Here is a 23,581-nt window from a genome sequence, read left to right on the forward strand (position 1 = left end):
GCGACGTCAACTCCGGAAAGCCGTCCTTCGAGCGAAGATGCTTGCCACTGGCGAAGCAGATTCACCTCAGCCTGCTCGAGACTGCCCGCGGCTTTGTTCGGAAGCGAAGCTCGATCGAAGTCGCCGACAGCGAGTTGTGACATTGCAAAGACGTAACGGCAGACTGAAAGAAAGGTCGGCTTTTCAAGCCTGTCTCCGAGGAAGGATTCCCCTGCCGCGCCGCGGGTGACATTCAGGAGAACAACTCGACTACGCCACGGCTCAGCCAACATTAGCAGATGTCCCTCTTGAGGAGCCGCGCGAATGCCTCAATCAGCTTCAAGCTCTGCGCGCGGCGAGAGGAGCACCGGTCATCGCACCATTCGCGTGGCGGTACATGCGGTCGAGAGCTTCGCTTGAGCCGTGCAGCAAACCAGGAACCACCATCGTTCCGCCAGAGAGCTGGGTGACGCTAGACGCCGCATCGGCCAGCCGGCTCGGTTGAGGCCGTGTTCCGTTCTCGTATCGGTCACTATCACTATTGGTTGTGCACTTAGGTTCCACATCATCTCGATCATTGCGGCGAACAGGACGTATGCTACGCGACTGAGGCCATTGCGGTCGAAGTCGGAGGCAGCTACGCAAAATCGCGAGTTCTCCGGGATTGTTGGGCCGCTCGGGATCCGATTGGTCCCAACACGTGCCGCAATGGAGACTTCAGCAGCGCTTGCGCCATCTCCAGCGCCTCTGCCTCCGAGGCGGCGACCAGCATCGGATATCCCCAGAACTTTTCGGAAACGATCTGGAAGGCTCTCATGCCGAGCCGCTTCGCCCGTGAGGGCTCAACATAGATCAGGGCCTTTACAAATTCGCGCAATCGCGGTTTGTGCTTCTTCGACCAGAGCGCAAGCCTTCTCTGCTCACCCACATCGTGCTCGTGTTTGTCGATGTCGGCGCTTGCCCCCTGTCCTATGATGACGAACGGCGTGCCACGATCGAGCAGGGCTTCGAAGGCAGCGAAGGCCTCGTCAGCCGTTCCAGCAAGGCCCTGATCGTAAGAGAGCCTTACAATCGGAAAAGTCGCGGCGTTCAACAGCATTATCGTCCTATCAGTGCAGTTGGCGCAGGATAGACCCGCGTGAGCATGGCGAGTGACGATAGTCGAGATGATCTCTCAGCGCATTCATCCGCGGCGCCAAACCGTTGACCAAAACAGACAATCATGGCGACCTGCTAGTGCGACGGCGTAGTCAGGCCTTAGTGGCATTTTGGACGAATTCTTGTCCGGTGGCTGAATTGAACAATGGACTGGCCGAATTGCACGATGCGGCGTCCCACCACCCTGCTGTAGCCATTCCGCTGGATCACGACCTGCCCGAAATGGCGAAACACGATGCCGAACGACCTGTTGCCCACTCGTATTCCCAAGCGAATCTCGGAAAGCCTGGCAAGTCCCTATGCCTCAATAACCCTGCCCCGACCGGTCCTGCAGATTCGCGCCCAGCGTTTGACCAAGTCGCAACTGCGTGACCTGCTCGTCAGCAATCCCCACGATGCGACGCATTGGGTCGGGGCAGCAGCCGAGGCCGATATCATTCCCGCACAGATCGTGTGGGGCCAGTTGCTCCTCGACGGGACGCGGGTAGCGCGTGATCCGGCGGCTGCCTTCGTCTGGTTCGAGCGCGCCGCCCAATCCGGGGATCCCGACGGACAAAATATGGTCGGCCGGTGCTACGAACGAGGCTGGGGTGTCGAGCCAGATCCGAAGCTCGCGACGAGTTTTTTCGAGGCGGCCGCAGCATCAGGCCACGTCTGGGGTCAAGTCAATTTGGCGCAAATGCTAATGCGCGGCGGAAATCCGGCGGATCGGCCGCGGAGTTTCGAGCTCTTTCGGGCAGCAGCGGAAGGCGGCACCTCCAAGGCGAACCTCAAGGCAATGAATTCTCTTGCCCGCTTTCTTGAAGAAGGCTGGGTCGTGCCGGCCGATCCGAGAGGCGCCTTGTATTGGTACAACCGTGCAGCTGCACTTGGTGACCACTGGGCCCAGTACAACCTCGCCACGATCCTGCACGCCGGCGGTGACGCCGCCGGTGCTGATGTTTGGCTCGAACGGGCGATCTCCGCCAGCGATAGCGGCTTTCGCCGGCGCATTGCGCCGTTGTTGCTGGTGCGGAGTGAACTCGCCCTGCGCCGCCATGGCCTCGAAGCACTTAAGCGCATGGCGGCTTCCGGCAATCCCGCCGACGTTCAAGCGTATGCCTCCGCCGTCCACGAGACAGCAGCCGCGTCTTCGGACATCGACGGGGCCAGGAGGCGATCGATGCAGCCGCCAGGTCATGGGGGCGCGGATTCGCGATGGGGTCTTCCGACGTCGATCGTCCGATGCCTTGTTGATTATTTTGCCGGCCGTATCGAAGCGATTTCGCGCCGCATCACGAAACCATCCAACGCAACATCATCAAGCTCAGTGAGGGCTCTGTGACCATCATACAAACCTTACGACCAGCACTTTCCGGACTTGGGGCCGCAGCGAGCCTTGCAAACGGCTTTCTGTTCGTCGCGGCCGCCAAGGCGGAGGGCCAAAACGATCGACCAGGTCCGGCGTCCGGGAACGGGGCGGCAGCGCTTCCCCCGGTCGAGGTGGCCGCTCCCGCCGCCAAACGGCGGCGAGCTTCGAACGCGGGCTCGAAGCAGGCCGCGAGGCCCGTTCCGCCCAGCCGCTCTAGCAAGCCGACCGAAGCGCATCAAGAGGCTGCGGCTCCGACTCTTTCGCCTGGAAACTCGCTGCAGCGAAGCACCGGTCTCAGCCGTCTTTCCGATTCTCTGCAGAGCACGCCGCAGACCGTCACCGTCATACCGCGCCTGGTGATCGAGCAGCAGCAAGCGGCCACGATCAATCAGGTGCTTCAATATGTGCCGGGAATCACTGTTGCCACTGGAGAAGGCAATGGCGGCATCAATGGAGACCAATTCCGCATCCGGGGCTTCGACGCTTCTGGCGACGTGTATGTCGACGGCCTACGCGATTTTGGTTCCTATCTGCGCGACAGCTTCGCGACCGAAAGCGTCATGGTGCTGAAGGGTCCGTCGTCACAGAGCTTCGGCAATGGCACGACGGGCGGCGTCATCGAGATCGAGAGCAAGAAAGCTCATCTCGGCGACCAATCAACGTTCGAGGCTTCGGCTGGGACGGGCCCCTACGGACGCGGCATTCTGGACATCAACAAGCAGATCAACGACACGACGGCGCTAAGATTCATCGCCATGGGGAACGGCCAGGATATTGTCGATCGCGACCACGTCTATTCCGACCGGGGCGGTGTCCTCGCCTCGTTAGGACTTGGCCTCGGCACCGAGCAGTCCCTGATCGTCAACTACATGCATCAGCAGAGCGTACAGCGCCCAGATTTCGGCGTCCCCATCGTCAGTGCACCCGGCGTGATCGGAAAGCCGGTGACGGAGTACGGAGTTCCGCGCTCGAACTATTTCGGACGAGAAAGCGATCGCGACAGCGCAACGGCCGACGTTGCAACCGCCCTCTACAAGGGAGAATTCGGTGATTGGCTCACGCTCACGAACGACACGCGTGTCGGGTACTACACACGCGATCTGAAGTTTACGCCTGCGCTGTGCGCCTCGCCCGGCTTCCCGTTTCCAAGCAGTTGCGCGACGGACGTTTTGGCCGGGAATCTGGCGACGCCCTACACAATCTGGTCCGTCGGCGGAACGAAGCAGGTCAGTCACGGCGGGGAAAACGTAACGACCGCCACGATGCGGTTCGACACCGGACCGTTCCGACACAAGCTCATCGTTGGCTTTGACGCCTATTCGCAACATGCGACGACCGGCTTCTACCTTCCTTCAGGTCCGGAGCCGGCAGGGACTCTTCTCGATCCCATTTTTGCGAACTCACCCGGCTTTGCAGTGACTGCGGCGCCCGGAAATCAGTTGTCGGCCACGAGCTGGGATGTTGGTCCCTTCGTCAGCGACCGCATGTGGTTGACGCCCATGCTCTCGATCCTGGCGGGTGTCCGATGGGACCACTACCGGGTCGATGGCCAGGTTGGCGCCTCACCCCTCACGACCACGGCTGAGTTCGCCAGCCCAAAAGCCTCCCTGATCTTCGAGCCGACGGCGCATCAAAGTTACTATTTCAGCTATGCACGTTCGTTCACGCCGCCGGGCAACAACATCACGTCGCTGAGCTCGTCCCTCGGCCTGTCTCAGGCGCCAAGCGCTGCAAACCTTCAGCCGGAAGCCGATACGACCTACGAGGTCGGCGCAAAATGGGGCCTACTCGAAGATCGGCTCGGCGTGACCGCAGCGTTGTTCCGCGTCGATAAGAACAACGCGTCCTATACCGACCAGGCATCGGGGATACAGACGACGACCGACGACAAGGTGCGAGTCCAGGGAGTTGAGCTCGGATTGACTGACAAGCTCACGGCGAATTGGGATGTGCAGGCATCCTATTCGTACATGGACAGCAAGATCATCGCCTCGACAATCAACGCGTTCACGCCAATCTCAGCTGCAGGCAATCGGGTTCCGTACGTGTCTGAACATGGTCTGGCGATCTGGACCACCTATGACATCGCTCCCCTGCTGCCACGCGTACCGGGTCACCTGCTCGTCGGCGGCGGACTCAATTATCGTTCGGACTATTACCTCAACAACCTCAATTCGATGGTGATCCCCGCAGCGGTCACGATCGACGGGATGCTCTCCTACGATCCCAACGAGCGGCACCATCTTGCGCTCAAGGTCACAAATCTCACGAACAAGCTGACCTACAGCTCTGCTTTCGGAAACGGCTACGCGACACCCGTTGCTGGCCGCAGTGTCACCCTCACCGCAGCAATCAGATTCTGAAACACATGCTCATCGAAATCCCAGACCTGCTATCCGCCGACGAAGTCAAGTCCGTACGCAGTATCATCGAAGCCGCTGACTGGATCGACGGACGGGCAACTGCGGGTGAGCTGGCATCGCTCGCCAAACGCAATATTCAACTTCCTGAAGAGTCGCCTCAGGCTCGCCAGGCCGGCGATATCATCCTGCGAGCTCTCGGCCGGAACGCACTGTTCAACAGTGCCGCTCTGCCCTTGCGCGTCCTGCCGCCACTCTTCAACCGATACGACACCGGGATGTTCTTCGATGCCCATGTCGATGGTGCGGTCCGAGCCGCGCCTGGACTCGGCACTCGCATGCGCGCTGACCTGTCTTCAACCCTCTTCCTCACGGCACCCGATGACTATGACGGTGGCGAGCTGATCATCGAAGACAGTTACGGCGTTCACGCCGTAAAGTTGGCGGCCGGCAGCATGGTCCTGTATCCAGCAGGGAGCCTGCATCGCGTGAGCGAGATTACGCGAGGTGCGCGTTTGTCATCTTTCTTCTGGACCCAATCGATGATCAAGGACGAGGGGCTTCGCACAACGCTCTATGATCTCGACCGGGGCATTATTGAATTGCGCAGATCCCTGGCCGGCGATGCACAAAGCATCCTTATGCTGACAGGCGTCTATCACAATCTTCTGAGACGGTGGGCGGAGCTGTGATGGCGGCCGACCCTCTGCACGAACCCAGGACACAAATCAAAATGTCGACTTCGAGGATCACGGCGATGACTGATCTGACGAATGAACTCGCCGCTCGATTTGCCCGTCAAGAGGCGGCGTTGCTGTGGTCGGTCTGCGGCCTCGGAAACACGATCTACGCGGTCATCCAAATCCTTACATTCGTGAACCACCAAATCGATAGCTCCGGTACGGCGCCGACGGTATTCGATGCGATGGCCCTTTGGTACTTCGGTATCGTATGCTCGCTATCGGTCGTGCCCCCTCTATTTCCCCTCATCACTTCGGGGCGAGCTGAGAACCTGGCCTCGTCCCTCCTGGGTGGCTTTCTGGTCGTCACCACCCTCGCAGGCGGTTTCTTTGATGGGGTGCGCGACGGACTTCATATTGCAGGGACAGCTGCCCTTGCCGTAGCTCTGCCCGGGATTTTTGCAATTCGTGCATCTTGGCGATTGCTGCGACTTCCAGCTGCGCCTGCCCATCTTGCCAAGGAGTCGGCGTCCTAGATGGCGCTGAAGCGAGTCGCCGCTGCCGGTTTAGATTAGTTCAAAACGGCGCAGTTCTGGTGGCCGCTCTCGCGTCGATTTGCGATGGTCGACTTCGAATGACTTGGTGGCCAGTCGCCGACACAAAACGTTCTGAAAGGCGGCGAGATGCTCTCCCCTTCCCTTGGGGCCGACATCGATAGCATACCCCGCACAATTGCGCTGCGAAGCGGAATGCTATCGAATGACTGGACCTATGGTCGGCATCGGCATCGCAAGGCTCAGTTGCTGTACTCGCTACGGGGTATTGTCTGCTGCGAGATGGCCAATGCGGCTTGGCTTGTACCGCCCGGATGCGCGCTATGGATTCCAGCACAATTGGCGCATTCGGCTCGCGGCGCTGGCCTCGTAGAATACCACTGTCTCTATATCGAACCGAACTCCGCCAAGAGCTTCCCGACGACGTGTTGCACCATCTCGATATCACCCCTGGTCAGAGAGTTGATTCTGAAGCTGGCTCAACTTCCGGAATGCTATCCGCTCGGAGGTCGCGAGGATCGGCTGGTGATGACCTTGATCGACGAGCTGTCCGATGCACCGATCAGCAGCCTGAACCTGCCGATGCCAGGAGAGGCGCGCCTTCGGCGTCTCGCGGAAATGCTGATCGCCGATCCAAGCGCCAAGACCTCCTTCAGCAATTGGGCAAATTCGCTGGGCATGAGTGAGCGCACCTTGAGCCGCCTGCTTCTCCAAGAAATCGGGATGAGCTTCGGACGCTGGCGACACCAGCTTCATGTCATCCTCGCGGTGCAAAGAATCGCGAGTGGTGAAAGTGTAAAGACCGTCGCCTTGGAGCTCGGATACGAAAACGCCAGCAGTTTCGTGAATATGTTCCGAAAGACCCTCGGAAAACCACCGGTCCGCTATCTGGCCGAACATCGCGAAACCGCCGTGAACGGCACCACTGTATAGATGCCCCTGCTCGTCCGAGGCGCCCCCGCGCTCATCGCTTCGTTCACTTACTGCACGGCCCCATCATCTTGAAGGCCGAGGTATGCCATTGTGTTGTCCGTCCACCAAAAATGGCCCGCCGCCGTAAACCGGCGGCGGCCCATCCCAGTTTAGGAAGGTTAAGCAGACGAGCCGGCGTACCGGCACATTGGCAGTCGGCATCTATCTAGGTACGCCGGCCTGCCTCGCCGGAGCATGCGCGTTTGGATGAGAGCGCCGAGATAGACTCGTCGCATAAGCGGTCAAGTCCAATGGGCTCGTCCGGGCACCGGAGTTCGCGACCTATTATGACGATGCGCCGATGTGGAACGTCGAGCCGCGCAATCTGCCCTTCAGAGGTGCGCTTGCGACGGCGCATCCAAACGCGATTTCCCTGACGTCACCAAGGTCACTGGACAAGCGCAGAATCCGCAAGGGCCGAAAGGCCGCTTCCATACGCTCAACTCCTGGAGCCGATCCATCTTCACCCACATGTAACCTGTCCGGCGAGCGCTCGCGCCTGACGTGCCGAGCGCTGCACAGTCGTACAAAAGCGCAGAAAATCGTAGTTCGGCGTGCAGAATCGTAGGGTTGGTAGCGGGGTTCGCTACATCGCGAAGCCCACTATTTCGGAGGTACTGTTCTCCTATCGACGAACAGCTAACGCGTGGCACGGTTTTGTTGCGGTGTTTTGGTGACTTGCTGTCGCCTCGAACGGCCGGATACCACGGAAAGGAGAGAGTGGGAGTCAAACCCACGATTTTCGATCATTACGCGTCGAACAACTGAGATTGCAAGTAAGCACCCGCCGGCCTGCTGCCCTCGGAAATCCAGATTTTGCAAATGCGCCACAAGCCTGCTCACGTTGGCTGTGGTGAGATTTTTCTTGATCTCCCGGTGCACACGTCATGCACACGCCGACCCCTAACCGATTGAAAAAACTTGAACTCTCGCTCCAATCCATCATGGGGAAGTTTGAGCAAGCTCTAGCCAATGCGATCGAGGCCGATCAATGCTCGTCCGCTTTGCGCCAACAGCGGCCGCTCCTAACAACTCAGCTCTGCACTCTTCGGAACGCTTGTCGAGCCGAACGCCGGGCATGCTCTAACGGCTGCGCCTTTCCTGCACATACCGGCAGGCGCGATCCGCAGTCGAGCATTGGAAGGATTACGCCAGGATCCGAGTAACTTTCAGTTCGGCTCCGTGCCGCTGGAAAAACAGCCAGAACTCGGCCCGGGAGGATCAAACTTTTTGATTTGCGAACCCTTCTCTAGAGGATGATTGGACGAGCGGAACGCGCCTCCGATCGTCTGCGGTAGGTGAGATCATTCATGGTGCCAGAGAAATCATATGCGGCGCCCCGAGACATGCCGCTGTCGACAGCCTAGTCTTCCTTTTGGATTCCGAGGTCTTGTCGTTTGGTCCCTTTCGCGACCGGGAGCTGCCAACCGCGCTTGATCGCGATGACGCGAAGGAGGAAGCACGAAATCAGCGCGACTGTTGTCACTGCGGCGATCGGAAGCTGCAGCATATGGCCGATCACCATGATGGCCGCCGCCACCAGCGCCGCGACCGCGTAGAGATCGGCGCGCAGCACGGTCGGAATCTCGGCAAGCAGCACGTCACGGGCCATGCCACCGCCGATCCCCGTGACCATGCCAAGTACCGTCGCCATCACCGGATTGAGTCCGAACGATAGCGCCTTCGATGAGCCTGTGACAGCGAAAAGCGCTAGTCCCGCCGCGTCGAAATACAGCACCGCGTTTGATAGGCGCACGATGACGGGAGAGAAGTAAAAGGTAATAAGACCTGCGAAGAACGACACGCCGAGATATCGCCAGTCACCCACGGCTCCTGGAGGGACCGCGCCGATCAGGAGGTCACGGGTCATGCCACCCGAATTCCCCGCCGCGAAGGACAAGACCATGACCCCGAACAAGTCCAGCCCGCGCTTGGTCCCCGCCAAGGCCCCGCTTAGCGCGAAGACGAAAGTCCCAGTCAGGTCGAGCACGATAGGCAGCTTGTCCATCGGCGTTTCTCGCCTTCAGCTAGAGCTGGCTGGTCGATCCGGCGGTTAGCATCACCTATCCCGGCAGCCAGGCGCGGGCCGCAACGACCAGCGCTTCGACGCCGGTCCGCAGTGTCGGATGGAGAACGGGTGCGAATTTGGGACTGTGGTTCACCGGAAGTTCGTTGATCTTGTTCGCCTCCTTGGCCTTCGCGTAAGTTTCGGGATCGGTACCGCCGACGAACCAGAACACAGAAGGCACGTGCCATTCTGACCCGAATGATCCGAAGTCTTCGCTGGCAGGGGCCGGTCCTGTCGCTCGAACACGCTCGACGCCAAAATGTCCCCGGAATGCATCCACCACCCGGCTGCTGGCTTCCTGGTTGTTCACGTTCAGAGGGTACCGATCGATGGTCGTGATCTCTGGCAGCCGCGGCGCTCCCGAAGCCGCCGCTTCGGCATTGGCGATCCGCTCGATTGCAGCCAGCATCCGTGAGCGCACTCCGGCATCGAAGGTCCGGACGTTGAGCTTGATAATGGCCTCGTCGGGGATGATGTTTTCCTTGGTACCTGCCTGCAGGACGCCCACCGTCAGCACGGCCGCGTCGGCCGCGGCCAGTTCGCGCGATACAATGGTCTGCAGGCGCAGTACGGTCGAGGCTGCCATCACGACCGGATCAATGCTGGCCTGCGGCATTGATCCGTGCGCGCCTCGCCCAATCAGACGTATCTGCAAGCTGTCCGCCGCCGATGTGATTGCGCCGGCTCGCCCGGCGACCGTCCCGGAAGGGCCAACCATGACGTGTTGGCCCAGGATCACGTCGGGTTTCGGAAAGCGCTTGAACAGACCGTCGTCAATCATGGCTTGCGCGCCTTCGCCCGTTTCTTCGGCGGGCTGAAAGACCGCCATGAGCGTGCCCCGCCACGCGCTCTTGGCTTCCGCCATGAGCTTGGTGGCTCCCGCAAGCCAGGTAACGTGCATGTCGTGGCCGCACATGTGCGACACTGGCACAGTATTGCCCTCCTTGTCCGTCGCCGTTGCCTTGCTCGCATAGGCAAGACCGGTCGCCTCCTGGATTGGCAGCGCGTCCATGTCGGCGCGCAGCATGACCGTGGGTCCCTCACCGTTTCGGAGAAGTCCAACGACACCGGTTTTACCTATACCGGTCGTCACTTCGTAGCCGGCGGCGCGAAGCCGGTCCGCCGCCAATCCCGCGGTGCGAGTTTCCTGCATTGAGAGCTCCGGATGCAAGTGTACATCCTTGTAGAGAGCTTCCAGATCGGGAAGCATGCCGTCCAGGGCTTGCAGCGCTTTGGTCTCGCTCATACTTCCGATCCTTGTGAAATTTCGTCCAGCCAGAGCTTACGGCGGTCCGGATCAGTCCCTGGTCCCTTTGTGCTACCGCTTGGTGTTGGCTACGATCCACGCCTCAAATGCATGCATGAACTGCTGCAAGAACTTGCGTATCCGCTCGTTGACGAGCTTGCCATCAGCGTCGAAGAGCTTGTCGGCTCCGCCGAGATAGGCTTCCGGCTGCGGCATCGCAGGCACGTTCAGAAACACCAGAGACTGCCGCAAATGGTGGTTAGCACCGAATCCGCCGATGGCGCCCGGCGAAGCGCTGACGACCGCTCCAGGCTTGCCGTTCCAAGCATTCTTGCCGTAAGGGCGCGATCCGATATCGATCGCGTTCTTCAGTGCGGCCGGAACTGAGCGGTTGTGCTCCGGCGTGACGAAGAGAATGGCATCTGTAGCCCTAATGCGCTCACGAAAGGAAGTCCATACTGGAGGCGGCGCGTCGTCACTATCTTGGTTGTAGATCGGAAGGTGGCCAACTTCGACCTCGCTAAGCTTCAACGATCCGGGTGCGAGTTGGGCAAGCGCATTCGCCAGCTGCCGATTGATAGAATCCTTGCGGAGACTGCCGACGATCACTGCGACGTCGCGAGTTTCGTTCATGCAGGAATTCCTTCTTTATTGCCAGCCATGGCTCTCAAAAGGCGCCATCAAATTCTGGCGGGTCTTCCCTAACCTTTTATCCAGTAGCCACAATCGCGCTCACGCGTGGGCCCGAGACGAGCAGTATGCCTTGGCCCCATCGATACGGGACACAACTCGCACCCGAATGTGTCAGCGGTGTTGACCTCACTGACCGTCCTCTGGGATTCCATGCCGCCGAGCATACTGACGCCGCTCGATTGCCATCGCAACAGCGACATTGATTTAGATCGCCTGCGCTTCGTCGCGACTTCTCTAATAACCTTCATGTGCGCTCGTTCCAGCGAGACTGGCTCCAGAGTTCAAGCACAACGCAAACCTGCGTCAGACAAGCAGCTCAAGATCGACTGGCTGTCGCAAAACATGCTTCCACGACAATCTGAAAGGCCGAACTTCGGGCTCACGATGCAACCGCGTGGCCCAGCGAAGTTGCAGCGTCGAAGGCATGTATGATTTGCTTGTCAGTCATCGAACTGGCTCATGGGTGTAATTTACCTACCAATAGTCTGATTTTCCAGAACGTCACACTGGCGCGTTTGTCTTGACCAAGTACTCGTCCAACCACGGATGCGCTTACTTCTCGAACGGAGTCACATTGAGATCGCGGTTAAAGGCCAAGTAATCGTCCATGGCGGTCCAATTACGCCGCTCTCGATGTGCGGGCGGTGCTCGCCTTATCGAGCAGATCTATAGATTTCCCGGGACGGTGCGCGGTTTCGACACAATGGTCCTCGTACCAATCGGACTTATATTGCCGCCATGACCTTCAGTGTCGAGATCGCCCTGCGCTTCGCGCTCTACGTACACACTGGACGGCGCCAACCGCTCGTCTAGCCGGACGGCCTATTCCGCCGTCCGGGTCCGCTTTCTCTCCCCGACATCGTTGAATCTTATCATCGTGCCTCACGGAAGGAGAGCACTTTGCCTATGCCGTTGCCGGATCTTGCTATCAGGGCGTCTGAATACCAGCGCTTGGAGAGCATCGCTCGTATCGCTGCAGGTCGCGGTGACGTCGACGCCCTGCTTCTCGTGGGCGAGCTCACCCGAGCCACGTGCATCCCCGACGAGGATAACGATCCTGACTTCCTTAGGACGCGCGTCAGAATGGGATCGTGGGTCACCTACTGGACTGAAGCGGGCACGAGCGGTCTGCCTCGCAGCACCCGCCAGCTCGTCTACCCAGATCAGTATAAGTCTTCGAAGTGGCATCTCTCAGTGCTGTCCCCGCTGGGCGCAGCACTTATCGGGCTGCGTATCGGAAGCCAAATGCCGTTCTTCCACAACGGAAGCATGCACCACGTGCGCGTCGAGAGCGTGGACAAACCGTCGTCGAATGTCGTGCCGCTGTTTTTTAACAGGCCGGCGGGTATGGGGCACAACGGGCCACCGCCGGATGATGAACCTGACGGACCAACCGCAGCGTAACCTGGAAAGGAGATCGCAGTGTGAAGAAGAGCGCCGTACCGGTGATATTGCCGAGCAGTATGATGACAGATGACATGCACCGTTTGAACGCACTAGCCAAGCCAAGCGAGGAGCGCCTCACTAGGCTGGCCTGCTTTCTCGCGGGGAAAATGGAGAGTGCCACCGAAGTCGAGGATAGCACGCCCCTCAATGGCATCATTCGGATGGGCCCTCAGGTGCGCTATCGCGATAAAACAAGAGCGGTCAAAGACGTCGTTCTTGTCTAGCCGCACGAGCCGGAAATCGCGCTGAAGCACATCTCGGTGCTCCCGCGGATCGGATTGCCGATGCGTCGATCGATTGAGTTCACTACACCGGGCGATCTAAGCCAGTCGGAACTGTCCTAGGAGTGGAGAACTAGAACGGAGAATGGGATGATAAGGGACGTCAAGAGACGGGAAGCTTATGTCACGGCGGCATCCTTCGTGGTTGCCATCGTGGCGATGGTCCTATTGGTCAATCTCTTCATGGAGTGATCGATAACTGCCCCTAGACCAGCGTGAGCGAGTTCTAGGGACCTCTCTAGAGAGAACTTGCTCTTAGCAGGCGCCAGGCAGTGTTCACCTGTCGAACCTCTTCGCGGCGCGAAGATGCCTCCATTGCTTATGTAGAGCACCTCGTGGGGTCGTGAGGCGGGCGCTGACCTCGAACGGTCAGCTGTACTCTCATCCGCCCGGTCGGCCCGCAGCCGTAGGCGGGCTCGATTGCACGGATCCGCTCGTGATGCCGGCAGTAACCCCCGCCGATCCTGTGAATTTCCCGCCCGTTAGCGAGAGAGTGCCGACCGACGAACCGTCCACAAACTGGAGGGTCACGATGCCACGCTGACGAGATTCGACCGCTGGATCCCGCTCGAAGCTATCGGCGATAATCACTCGGCTTGATTCACGGTCTCGATTCTGAGGACATCCATCCCTTCCGAGGTGAAGTATGGCATGTGATCCCCCGCCCTGAGACCGACAAGCGCTACCCCCAAACCCGATAGAACGGAAATCTGAGTCGGATTGGAAGTGACGTCTTCAGGCCAGACCAACTGCACTGTGCGTCTGCGAATGCCCAAATTCGTCCAGAACGCAACCCAAGAGCCGATCGCTACGAGTGATTTGATCTCGGGAGCGTTATCCGAGAGGATCTTTGCTCGATCGATTTCAGCAAGTAGGCACATCCCATCCCTGCCTCCTTGCTGCGCAGCTACGCGCGCGAGTGTGTTTAGGCGCGTATAGTCGGATTCGGTTAATGCGATGGAAGGTCGAGGCATCACTACACTCATTTCGTCAAGATAGACCGACGCGAGCTCCCGCAAGCAAGCGTTGGAACAACCTGTGTGTTGGATCGAGAGAGAATCCGGTTGAGCGAATAGGTCGCATGCGCGCCGAAAACGTCCCGGCTCGTGCCGCCGCTAAACCCATCCAATCGCGAAGAAGTCCTTTGTCGTACCTCGAATGGGAGGCCCGCCGCCGAAGTTGTTCAATTGTATCGTCGGGATAACAGTGCTCAAAGTCTTCGCGGATCAAGCTCTCAAGGAAGTCTCGCTCAGCTTCGTCCGTTGGATCCACGTAGTGGTGGGAAGTACTCAACACAGTGTTGTCACCCGTCTCTGTTATAACGTTCTAGTTTCGAGCGCCGAGCGCAGACGTTATTGATTCCGCGGGGCGCGGAATAAGCACCTGCCCTGCGGTGTTTCATCGCGATCACCAGTGCACTTCGGTGCATCAGGCAATTTGCGGCCCCCGGACCTCAAGGACCGTCAATCGCCGGAGGTCGCCGGTCCGCGTCTCCCAAGTGATCGAGTTACCGGCACTAAGGCCAATCAGTGCGGCGCCGACGGGCGTCAGGACGGAAATCCTTCGTCGGGAGATGTCCGCATCGTCCGGATAAACGAGCGTCGCGGTCCGAACGGTCCCGTTCGCGTCGTCCCGGAACCGTACTTCAGAGCCCATGCAAACCGTCTGTGCAGGATGACCATCCGCAAGCACGTGTGCCCGCTCCAGCTCCTCGGTTAGTACAGAGGCGACATCAGGCATTTTGTTCTCCGCTGCTCGCGCGAGCAGAGACAGCCGTTTGTAATCATCGGCTGTGAGCGTAATAGGCGGTTTGATCTCGCTGCGCATGATCGTGTTAGCTGATGTTGTTGACATCGTTCTGTTCTCCGTTTTTCGTTCGGGTGGTGGCCTGACAAGATCGGCTTAGGCCGATTCAGGCCGCAGATTCTGCTTTGTCTGGTGATGTGGCTCCCGTCGCGCGCCAGTTTGATTAGAGCTCGGCCGCAAAATGAAGCGGCCAGAGCTTCTGAGCCGATCTGGGCTGGCGGATTCGGGTGCTCGGACTTGATTCATACATCGGACACCTACGCCCTATACGTACGGCGCGGTCCGACATGCTTGCAGGCGTTTTGGGCTCGACCGAACGCGATGCGCTTTAGTTTGCCTGCTGAGAGCGCCCCGAGCTCGGAGCGGACAAGCACGCTGAGCTCGGGGCTATTCGCCCGCGATCGGATAACCTGCGAGACACAGGCCCTGAAAGAATGTTGCCAAGCTCAACATGATAAAGTTCAAATGGGCATTACTGACATAAAGTCAAATGCGACATTTCGTCAGGAACGCCTAGCGACTCAAGAAGAACGGAAGACCCTTCTCAGACCAAAGGAGTTGCCCTTCCTCTCCTGCGCAAGAAGGTGCGGGCCTCCCTCTGCCAGTAGCTTTCAGTGATTGTCGCCTCTGTCCGGGCGACGCGATCTTGCTAGAAATGAGCTAACCATTCGCAGCGATGATCGCAGTCACTCACTCGTCAAGCGCCGAAGATTCCTTCACGTGCCATTCTGCAGGGCGATTAGTTTTGCGCCTCACGGCACGCCAAATCCAGGTGAGCAGCAGATAACGGCGTGGTCTGCCTTGCAGTAAACATCCTACGCGGGCTGTTCAGAGCCCTTCTGAAGCAAAAACCTCAATTCCGCTCGCTTTTTGATAGTACCATGTACGTTCGTCACGGGGTTCTCTGGCAAAAGACGGCCGATCACCTGCTAAACGCGGAGATTGATAATGCCGAAGGAACACGAAACATCGGAGCAGCGAGAAAAGCGAGAGCTGGACGAGGAACTGGACCGGCAACTGCGGGACACTTTTCCGGCCAGCGATCCCCCAAAAATCACGCGACCAGCCAAACGAACCCGACGGAAATCATCTGTTCGCGACACCGGGGGAAGCCGCCGCTGAGCCATTTCGGATGGACGCGGTGCATGGCGATCCGCGGACATGGGAATGACTGCGGACGCCATGCTTGCTGTGTAGGGGATTCCGCGCTTGGCGCTGGAGACCTGCACGGAGAACTCCCGATCGAACCGTCACGCCTCAGAGGAGGCAGCCGTGGCTACCTTTGGAGGTCTGAGGTCATGGCGTGTGGGAGGAACGATGAGAACGTCCACGTTCACGGACCGCAGAACTTCTTCTGTGACGCTGCCAATCAACGCTCGGAGCAACCCAGATCGGCCGTGAGTACCCATTACAAGCATGTCCGGCCGCTTTTCCGCAACCGCACGCGCGATCACTTGCATGGGAAGACCCTCGTCGACCCTAAGCGACCATCGCTGGGGTCCGAGCTCATTGGCCACGAGAAAAGCGCTCATTTCCTCCATCGCCCCATTGCGCTCGCTATCGACATATTCACTGATGACGTCGGAGCTCGCACCAGAGCTGAGCAATCGTCTCTTAGCCACCGGCGAGAAGGCGTGAAGAAGCGTCGCTCCGTCGTCCAACAGCCCGGCGGACAGACCGATGCGGATGGCGTCGGCCGATGTCTCAGACATGTCGACCGGCACCAGAACCCGTTCGTAATGCCGCTGCGCTTCGTTGTTCACCATGAGCACCGGATACTTTCCTCCGCGAATGACACGCTCGATAGTGGTCCCTGTAAAGATATCGCGCAGAAACTGCTTGCTGCGATGGGCGCCCATTACGATGAGATCGGCACCGACCGAGGCGCTCGCGCGCAAGATCCCGTCGAAGGGGTGCCCCCTGATCACGGTCGCATGGCAACGCGCGTCAGGCAGCTCGGCCATGGACCCGATCTGCTCTATCAGGACCCGCTGAGCCTCGCGCTCTTCCATGCGGACAAGATCGGCAGGCAGGTCTTCATCAACGACGTGAACAAGGTGCAGCTCGGCACGGCGGGCGCGAGCCAGAAGGCCGGCTTGACGCAAAGCGCGATAAGAACGCGTAGAAAAATCCGTCGCGGCGACGATGATCATGTCAAACCCTTATATTGGCCAACCACGCCGAGGCGATCTCGGCAAGGCGGCGATTTGATTGCTTGAAAGCCGGCTCGTGGCCCGGCCACACAAAGGCGGGCCCGAGATCCGGAGCGCAGGAGCGTGTCGCGGTCGAAAACCGTGCGGGCGGCAGCGCGCGGTGACAAAGCACCCACCAACGTCACGTTTCAGGGTGATGCGGAATCCGCGGAGGCCGGCGCGCGAAGGCTGCGCGGAAATCGTCGGGGTCGTAAATCCAGATGAACAGAATCCACGAGGTCAGGACGAGCAGTGCCAAAAAGACAGACATAGGAACTCCCAGCTTGGTCAGAATCGTTGAGTTGCCGTGCCCGGGCGATACAAAATCGCCCGGGTCACATGCCGATTTGCAGCCGGTTCTCCTGAATGTCTGGTCTCATTTTGGTCATCATGTCCTCTATTGGGAATGCCGCAGAGCTTCGAGCGACATCCGCAAGATCAGGCCGCCGGCAGGGGCCGACGATCGGCCGGCTGAAGTCGCGGCGAACGTGCACGCAGCTCAGCATCATGCCTAAAATGGATTTAAGCATGGGCCGCGGAAGATCAATTGCGACATTTAGCCGGCCTTGCGCGGCGGCGCGCCGTCTGGAACCGGCGCGTGAGCAGCTCTCGGCCTACCTATCCTGTGGTTCACCCAGCTGTGCCCGCTCGGCGGTGTCACGAAAGCGGGCTGCGCCGACGAGAACGGTCAGCGCGATCGGAGTGGTCACGATGCCGAGTACGACAATCAGGATTTCGTGCAGCACAGCCCTGCTCTCCAGAACCGAGAAGCAGACCATCGAAGCGGCGGCGATGAAGACGGTGCCGAGCGTCGAGCCGAGCGTCGGCGCGTGGACCCGCTCGTAGAACGTGCCTAGCCGCAAAAGACCCAGCGAGCCGATCAGTGTGACGGAGGCCCCTGTGAAAACCAAGACCGCAGTGAGTACGGCAGCCCAGGGCGGAAGGTGCTCGATGCCGTTCATTCGATCACCTCGCCCCGAAGGAGGAACTTGGCCAGGGCAACCGTACCAACAAAGCCGAACAGGGCCATGGCCAGAGCGGCCTCGAAATAGAGCGCCTCGCCCGTTCGAATCCCAACCGTCAGAAGCAACAACATCGCGTTGACGGACAACGTGTCGAAACCGAGAACGCGATCCTGCGCGCGCGGTCCGAGGAAGATGCGCAAAGCACCGCAGCCGATCGCCAATCCCAGCAACACCTGCGCGACCAGGAGCGAGTAGGTCAGCATGAGCTGGCTCATTCGAATATCTCCAGCAGATGACGTTCGTAACGCTCCTTGATGGTGCGGACCCACTCCTCTTCATCGACAAGGTCCAGAACGTGGATGGTCAGCGCGCCTCTTTGGGCGTCAAAATTCACCCACAGAGTCCCCGGGGTCGACGTAATGATGCAGGCGAGCGAGGCCAGCCCGTAGGGGTTGCGCATGTCGAGGGGAATCTTCACAAAGCCCGGCGCTCGTTGTCGCCGTCCAAAGCCGAGAACGATCCGCCCCACCCCTAGATTCGAGCGGACGATGTCGACGGTGACCAGTGCCAATAGTCGCAGAATGACGCCGGGTCGCCTGACCCGCAGGCTCGGTAATTCCAGTACGGTCAGAATCCGTCCGCCGACGAGCGCGACCACGCAGCCAAGCAGGATGTGCCCTGGGGTGACCGCTTGATTGAGCAGCAGCCACAGCGCGAGCAGGCAGACGCTGACAATGGGAAAGGGCAGCAAGCGTGTCATTTGCCCTCCCCTTGTCGGCTGCTAGAGCCGGTGTCCAGGACGTCGCTGATGTAGTCCGCCGGCGAGTGGAGGGAATGCGCCGCGGCCTGCATGAAGCGGATCACGGGACCCGCCCAGACGGTTTGCGCGGCACAGATGAACAGCAGGAACATGATCGGCGCCATCTCGATCACGCGCACGCGTGGCACAGTGCGATCGGGCGAGGCCCAGAAGATGCGGATCCCCGCGCGTGCCATCGCGACCAAGGTCGCGAAACCCGAGAGGATCAGCACCGCGAGGAGAGCCCATCCGCTGCCGGGAACGGCTCCCGCCGGCTGATCGGCTGGATGCAGCGCCGCCACGAGCAGCGCGAATTTGGCAATAAATCCGGACAGCGGCGGCAAGCCGGCGATAACCAGCGCACAGCCGATGAAAGCGACGCCGAGCAATCCCATGGTGGCCACGATCGCGATGCCCACATCTCCTTCGGCTTCGTCTGTTTCGACCTCCTCTCCATAAGCTTCCCGCGTGACAGCGATCATGTCCGCGCCAGGTTCACGGCCGCGCTCGATGAGCTCGACCAGAAGAAAGAATGCGCCGATGCCGAGCGTCGAGCTGACCAGGTAGAAGAGCGCTCCACTGGTGACGCCGACCTGTCCGATCCCTGTGGCCGCGAGCACCGTTCCAGAGGATATGAGCACCGAAAAACCGCCGAGTCGGGCGGTATCTTGCGAGGCTAACGTGCCGATGGCTCCGAACAGGATCGTCGCCAAGCCGGCCAACAACAAGAACTCCCTGCCGAAGCCAGCCGATGCGCCGGCGTCCTCGCCGAAAAGCAAAAGCGACAGGCGCAGCACGATATAGACGCCGACCTTCGTCATGATCGCGAAGATCGACGCCACCGGCGGACTTGCGGCGGCGTAGGCGGTCGGCAGCCAGAAGTTCAAGGGCCACATTCCCGCCTTGAGCAGGAAGGCAATCGCAAGCACGCCCGCACCTGCTTCGAGCAAGCCGCGGCTCTCGGCGGCGATCGCCGGCACGCGTGCCGCGAGATCCGCCATGTTGAGCGTTCCGGTCACGCCGTAGATCAGGCTGACCCCGATCAGAAACAACAGCGAGGCGGCGAGGTTGACGACGATGTAATGCAGCCCTGCCTTCACCCGTACAAGGCCGGATCCGTGCAACAGAAGGCCGTATGACGCCGCCAGCAACAACTCGAAGAACACGAACAGGTTGAAGAGATCGCCCGTGAGGAAGGCGCCGTTAAGGCCCATCAGCAGGAATTGAAACAGCGAATGGAAATGCGCGCCTGCCCGGTGCCAGCGTGCAAGGGAGTACACAACTGAGGCCAGCGCGAGGATATTGGTCAGCAGCAGCATTAGAGCCGACAGTCGATCGAGAACGAGGACAATTCCGAACGGCGCAGGCCAATTGCCCAGACGATAGACGTCGCGCGTGCCGGTATCGGAGATTCCGAGCAGGATCGTGGCGATGCAAACGAGGGCAAGGCTTGCGCAGACGTTGAGGCCGGCGACGATCCACCGGTGCCTCTCTCCGTTGAGCAGGAGCATGCAGGCACCTACCAGCAGGGGCAGGAGGATCGGGGCAATGATCAAACCAGAGGCGCCGCTCACGCTTCCGGCTCCTGGCCGTCGACATGATCGGTCCGGGCGAGGCCGCGGGATGCCAGCAGCACCACGAGGAAGAGCGCGGTGGTCGCGAAACTGATGACGATTGCAGTCAGTACCAGCGCCTGCGGGAGCGGATCGGCATACCGCGCAGATTCTGCGGCCTCCTTTGCGATGAGCACTGGAGCCCCCGTCCTCACTCGCCCCATGGCCACGATGAAGAGATTGACCGAGTAGGAAAGCAACGACAGCCCAATGATAACCTGAAAGGTGCGCGGCCGGAGGATCAGCCAAACGCCGGACGCCGCAAGCGTACCGATACCGATCGCCAGCACGAGTTCCATCAGACCAGTTCCTCCCTCGATGGCTCACTTGCCAAGCCTCGACCGCTTTGAGGCGGAACTGCGTAGCGACGCAGCGATTGATGCGCGATCGCGATGAGCATCAGCACCGTGGCGCCGATCACGAGTGAGAATACGCCGACGTCGAATAGGAATGCGCTCGCCGTGGGGACCCGGCCGATCAGCGGCAGCTCGGCATAGGCAAAGTACGAGGTCAGGAACGGATATCCGAATACGCAGGCGGCGGCCCCCGTACACCCGGCGAGCAGAAGCCCGATCCCCATCCAGCGTACCGGCATGACGTTCAGACGAGCTTCCACCCATGTCGTGCCGCGCGCCATGTACTGCAGAATGAATGCGGTCGCCATGGCGACGCCAGCCACGAAGCCTCCGCCCGGAAGATCGTGCCCGCGCAACAGCAGGAAGATCGCCACGACACCGATCACGGGAAACATCAGCCTCATCATCAGCGCCGCCGTCTCCGTCGTATCCTTGGCGGTGTCACCCTTCTGTCGGTCAGGATGCGCCTCGTCGTGGGTGTCCTGGGCGTGCTGCTGTTCGGGAACGGGAATGCTCTCGGGTGCCGGACGGAAGCGGCGCAACAGCGCGTAGACGGTGAGCGCAACGACGGCGAGCACGGTGATCTCACCCATCGTATCGAATCCGCGGAAGTCTACCAGGATGACGTTGACCACGTTGGTTCCGCCGCCTTTTGTATAGGCGTTTTCGATGAAGTATTGCGAGATGCTGTTCGTATCCGGGTGCTGCATGGCCGCAAAAGCGAGCGCCGCCAGGCCGACGCCGACGGAGAGCGCGATCGCGAAGTCACGCACGCGGTGCCATCGAATCGTGCCGGTTGGCGCGTCCGCCCCGGCCGGCGCGATACGTTTTGGCAACCACCGCAAGCCGAGCAAAAGGAGGACTGTCGTAACCGTCTCGACGACGATCTGCGTCAGCGCCACGTCGGGAGCCGATAGCCATACGAAGCTGGCGCAGGTCACGAGACCGGCAGACCCGAGCAGGATCAGCGCAGCGACGCGATGAAATTTGGCCTGGATTGCGGCGCCGACCGCGCAGGCGGCGCCGACCGTCCAAAGCAAAGCGAACGCAAGGTCGAATGTAGTGCGCAGGGGATCCGCAAGCGGGACGCCGCGCGAATAGAGCGGCAGCAAGGCAGAGAGGAACGCTGTACCGGCCAGGACTCTCAATTGTGGCTGGAGACGTCTCGTTCCGAGCTTGCTCTCGAGCCAGCGTGCAAGACGCCAGGATAGCGTCACCATCGTCCAGTCGAAGATCTGCTTCCCGCTGAAACGGCCGAGCAGAGGCGGCCCCTCGTTAACGAGAAGGTAGGAGCGCAGCATCACATAGACGCCGACGCCACCAACCATCGCCAGGCCGCTCATCAGCAATTCGGGCGTGAAGCCGTGCCAGATCCTGAGACTGTACTCCGGCATGTTGGAGCCGAGCACGGCGCCAGCGGCGGTGTCGAGGACCGGTGCAACGGTCAACGCCGGGGCGATGCCCACCACGACGCATGCAAGCACGAGAAGCTCGGCTGGAAGCCGCATCAGGAGGGGCGGCTCGTGAGGCGTGCGCGGAAGGCCGACGGGGGCAGGACCGAAGAACACGTCGCGAATGAACCGGAGAGAATAGGCAACGGTGAAAGTGCTTGCCGCAGTGACGATGTAGGGAAGCGCCTGATCGACAAATGAATTGTCATGGACTTCGATTGTCTCGGCGAAGAACATCTCTTTCGAGAGGAAGCCATTCAGCAGCGGCACGCCGGCCATCGATCCGGCCGCAACCATGGCCAGCGTCGCAGTGATCGGCATGAACGCGTAGAGACCGCTCAAGCGCCTGATGTCGCGCGTGCCGGTTTCGTGGTCGATGATGCCCGCAGCCATGAACAGCGAGGCTTTGAAGGTGGCATGGTTCATGATGTGAAAGATCGCCGCGATCTGCCCGAACGGCGTGTCCAGTCCAGTCAGGAGCGTGATCAAGCCAAGATGGCTGATGGTCGAGTAAGCCAGCAAGCCCTTTAGATCCTGCTGGAATACCGCGAGAAACGCGCCCAGCAGAAAGGTGATCAGGCCGGCCGATCCCACCAGCCACAGCCATTCGTTCGATCCGCCGAGGGCGGGCCAGAGTCTGACCAGAAGAAACACGCCCGCCTTCACCATCGTTGCCGAGTGCAGATAGGCGGATACGGGAGTCGGAGCCGCCATCGCGTGCGGCAGCCAAGAATGGAATGGAAATTGGGCGCTCTTGGTCAGGGCGCCGAGCAGGATCAGCACGAGCGCGGGAACATAGAGCGGATGCGAACGGATCGCCCCTCCTGACGCCAACACCTTGTCCAGGTCGTAGCTGCCGACGATGTGACCGATCAGCAGGACGCCGGCAAAGAGGCAGAGTCCGCCACTCGAGGTGATCACCAGCGCCATCCGTGCGCCGTCCCTCGCAGCCGAATTGTGATGCCAATAGCTGATCAGCAAGAACGAAAACAGGCTGGTCAGCTCCCAGAAGAAAACGAGCTGGAGCAGATTGCCGGAGAGCACGATCCCGAGCATCGCCCCCATGAATGCGAGCAGGAGAGAAAAGAACCGCGGAACGGGATCGCTAGGCGACATGTAATAGCGGGCGTACAGCACCACCAGAAATCCGATGCCGGTGACCAGCATGGCGAACGCCCAGGCGAAGCCGTCGAGCCTCAGAGCGAACGAAAGACCAAGTTCGGCGATCCACGCCGTGCGCCAGCCGACGACCCCGCCGTGCGTCACGCTCGGATAGGCCACAGCAATGATGCAAAAGGCCGCAAGTGCAACTCCTCCGGCGAGCCATGCCGCAGCATTGCGGGCATGGACCCGCAGGAGCGCCGCAATGAAGCTTCCGACGAAGGGAAGGACGAGAACGGCAAGGAGGAACATGCCTTCGCTGCCCCAACTGCTAGATGGAGGGTATGTTTTCGCGACCCATCTTGCTTAGCCGAGACAGACGCACATCGCCACTGTAAGGTTTGGCGCCATTGTGCGCGACCGGCATACCCGGGGCCACTCGCCAGCACTCGTTCACAATCGAACGGTTGAGATCCAATGAGGGAAAGTGCCGACCAAGGCAGCAATTGC

Annotated in this window: 21 protein-coding genes; 7 read left to right on the forward strand and 14 right to left on the reverse strand. The window is 60.1% G+C overall.

Going from position 1 to position 23,581, the window contains the following annotated elements; translation table 11 throughout:
* Positions 1 to 350: 350 nt before the first annotated feature.
* Positions 351 to 689 (reverse strand): acyl-homoserine-lactone synthase, encoded by a 339-nt coding sequence (locus N2602_RS38945; protein WP_409241921.1) that lies wholly within the window; start codon positions 687 to 689, stop codon positions 351 to 353.
* Positions 617 to 1,078 carry a hypothetical protein gene (locus N2602_RS23115; RefSeq protein WP_260379522.1) on the reverse strand — a complete coding sequence of 154 codons (462 nt, stop codon included), beginning with the start codon at positions 1,076 to 1,078 and terminating at the stop codon, positions 617 to 619. Before N2602_RS23115 ends, N2602_RS38945 begins: the two co-directional genes overlap by 73 nt.
* A gap of 294 nt (positions 1,079 to 1,372) precedes the next feature.
* Between N2602_RS23115 and N2602_RS23120 the strand changes: the two genes are divergently transcribed.
* The 5 genes from N2602_RS23120 to N2602_RS23140 all read left to right on the forward strand — a co-directional run bounded on the left by N2602_RS23120 (position 1,373) and on the right by N2602_RS23140 (position 7,015).
* Positions 1,373 to 2,461, forward strand: a complete 1,089-nt coding sequence (locus N2602_RS23120; RefSeq protein ID WP_260379523.1) for a tetratricopeptide repeat protein — start codon at positions 1,373 to 1,375, stop codon at positions 2,459 to 2,461.
* Positions 2,458 to 4,851, forward strand: a complete 2,394-nt coding sequence (locus N2602_RS23125) for a TonB-dependent siderophore receptor (protein ID WP_260379524.1) — start codon at positions 2,458 to 2,460, stop codon at positions 4,849 to 4,851. The genes N2602_RS23120 and N2602_RS23125 overlap by 4 nt, the downstream gene beginning before the upstream one ends.
* Before the next feature lie 5 nt (positions 4,852 to 4,856).
* Positions 4,857 to 5,540, forward strand: a complete 684-nt coding sequence (locus N2602_RS23130) for a Fe2+-dependent dioxygenase (RefSeq protein ID WP_260379525.1) — start codon at positions 4,857 to 4,859, stop codon at positions 5,538 to 5,540.
* A gap of 65 nt (positions 5,541 to 5,605) precedes the next feature.
* Positions 5,606 to 6,064 (forward strand): hypothetical protein, encoded by a 459-nt coding sequence (locus N2602_RS23135; RefSeq protein ID WP_260379526.1) that lies wholly within the window; start codon positions 5,606 to 5,608, stop codon positions 6,062 to 6,064.
* A gap of 213 nt (positions 6,065 to 6,277) precedes the next feature.
* Positions 6,278 to 7,015 (forward strand): helix-turn-helix domain-containing protein, encoded by a 738-nt coding sequence (locus N2602_RS23140; RefSeq protein ID WP_260379527.1) that lies wholly within the window; start codon positions 6,278 to 6,280, stop codon positions 7,013 to 7,015.
* A 1,402-nt stretch (positions 7,016 to 8,417) separates the two neighbouring features.
* On the opposite strand, the gene N2602_RS23145 is transcribed toward N2602_RS23140, so the two are convergent.
* From N2602_RS23145 to N2602_RS23155, 3 genes are all read right to left on the reverse strand, one after another.
* On the reverse strand, positions 8,418 to 9,062 hold the full coding sequence (locus N2602_RS23145) for a trimeric intracellular cation channel family protein (protein WP_260379528.1): 645 nt from the start codon (positions 9,060 to 9,062) through the stop codon (positions 8,418 to 8,420).
* Positions 9,063 to 9,117: 55 nt separating this feature from the next.
* Positions 9,118 to 10,368, reverse strand: coding sequence for a M20 family metallopeptidase (locus N2602_RS23150; protein ID WP_260379529.1), 1,251 nt, complete (start codon positions 10,366 to 10,368; stop codon positions 9,118 to 9,120).
* Positions 10,369 to 10,440: 72 nt separating this feature from the next.
* Entirely contained in the window at positions 10,441 to 11,001 is a 561-nt protein-coding gene (locus N2602_RS23155; RefSeq protein WP_260379530.1) for an NADPH-dependent FMN reductase, read from the reverse strand.
* 966 nt (positions 11,002 to 11,967) lie between these two features.
* Between N2602_RS23155 and N2602_RS23160 the strand changes: the two genes are divergently transcribed.
* Together N2602_RS23160 and N2602_RS23165 are read left to right on the forward strand one after the other, a co-directional pair.
* Positions 11,968 to 12,465, forward strand: coding sequence for a GreA/GreB family elongation factor (locus N2602_RS23160; RefSeq protein ID WP_260379531.1), 498 nt, complete (start codon positions 11,968 to 11,970; stop codon positions 12,463 to 12,465).
* 20 nt (positions 12,466 to 12,485) lie between these two features.
* Positions 12,486 to 12,731, forward strand: a complete 246-nt coding sequence (locus N2602_RS23165; protein WP_260379532.1) for a hypothetical protein — start codon at positions 12,486 to 12,488, stop codon at positions 12,729 to 12,731.
* A 644-nt stretch (positions 12,732 to 13,375) separates the two neighbouring features.
* On the opposite strand, the gene N2602_RS38950 is transcribed toward N2602_RS23165, so the two are convergent.
* The 9 genes from N2602_RS38950 to N2602_RS23205 form a co-directional block, all read right to left on the reverse strand.
* The gene (locus N2602_RS38950) at positions 13,376 to 13,774 is read right to left on the reverse strand and encodes a GreA/GreB family elongation factor (RefSeq protein WP_409241922.1); all 399 of its coding nucleotides are present in this window, start codon (positions 13,772 to 13,774) and stop codon (positions 13,376 to 13,378) included.
* Positions 13,775 to 14,216: 442 nt separating this feature from the next.
* Complete coding sequence (gene rnk / locus N2602_RS23170; protein ID WP_260379533.1) at positions 14,217 to 14,642, reverse strand: nucleoside diphosphate kinase regulator; 426 nt, start codon at positions 14,640 to 14,642, stop codon at positions 14,217 to 14,219.
* A 1,202-nt stretch (positions 14,643 to 15,844) separates the two neighbouring features.
* Positions 15,845 to 16,747 carry a universal stress protein gene (locus N2602_RS23175; protein WP_260379534.1) on the reverse strand — a complete coding sequence of 301 codons (903 nt, stop codon included), beginning with the start codon at positions 16,745 to 16,747 and terminating at the stop codon, positions 15,845 to 15,847.
* 653 nt (positions 16,748 to 17,400) lie between these two features.
* Positions 17,401 to 17,748 carry a monovalent cation/H(+) antiporter subunit G gene (gene mnhG / locus N2602_RS23180; RefSeq protein WP_260379535.1) on the reverse strand — a complete coding sequence of 116 codons (348 nt, stop codon included), beginning with the start codon at positions 17,746 to 17,748 and terminating at the stop codon, positions 17,401 to 17,403.
* Complete coding sequence (locus N2602_RS23185) at positions 17,745 to 18,026, reverse strand: K+/H+ antiporter subunit F (protein WP_122400504.1); 282 nt, start codon at positions 18,024 to 18,026, stop codon at positions 17,745 to 17,747. The genes mnhG and N2602_RS23185 overlap by 4 nt, the downstream gene beginning before the upstream one ends.
* Positions 18,023 to 18,511, reverse strand: a complete 489-nt coding sequence (locus tag N2602_RS23190; protein WP_260379536.1) for a Na+/H+ antiporter subunit E — start codon at positions 18,509 to 18,511, stop codon at positions 18,023 to 18,025. Before N2602_RS23190 ends, N2602_RS23185 begins: the two co-directional genes overlap by 4 nt.
* Complete coding sequence (locus N2602_RS23195) at positions 18,508 to 20,061, reverse strand: monovalent cation/H+ antiporter subunit D (RefSeq protein WP_260383699.1); 1,554 nt, start codon at positions 20,059 to 20,061, stop codon at positions 18,508 to 18,510. The genes N2602_RS23190 and N2602_RS23195 overlap by 4 nt, the downstream gene beginning before the upstream one ends.
* A gap of 59 nt (positions 20,062 to 20,120) precedes the next feature.
* Positions 20,121 to 20,462: a Na+/H+ antiporter subunit C gene (locus N2602_RS23200; RefSeq protein WP_260379537.1), complete on the reverse strand. Its 342-nt coding sequence runs from the start codon at positions 20,460 to 20,462 to the stop codon at positions 20,121 to 20,123.
* A complete protein-coding gene (locus N2602_RS23205; RefSeq protein ID WP_260379538.1) occupies positions 20,462 to 23,383 on the reverse strand; it encodes a monovalent cation/H+ antiporter subunit A in 2,922 nt (973 codons plus the stop codon). Before N2602_RS23205 ends, N2602_RS23200 begins: the two co-directional genes overlap by 1 nt.
* Positions 23,384 to 23,581 lie beyond the last annotated feature (198 nt).

Source organism: Bradyrhizobium sp. NC92 (assembly GCF_025200865.1).
GTDB lineage: Bacteria > Pseudomonadota > Alphaproteobacteria > Rhizobiales > Xanthobacteraceae > Bradyrhizobium.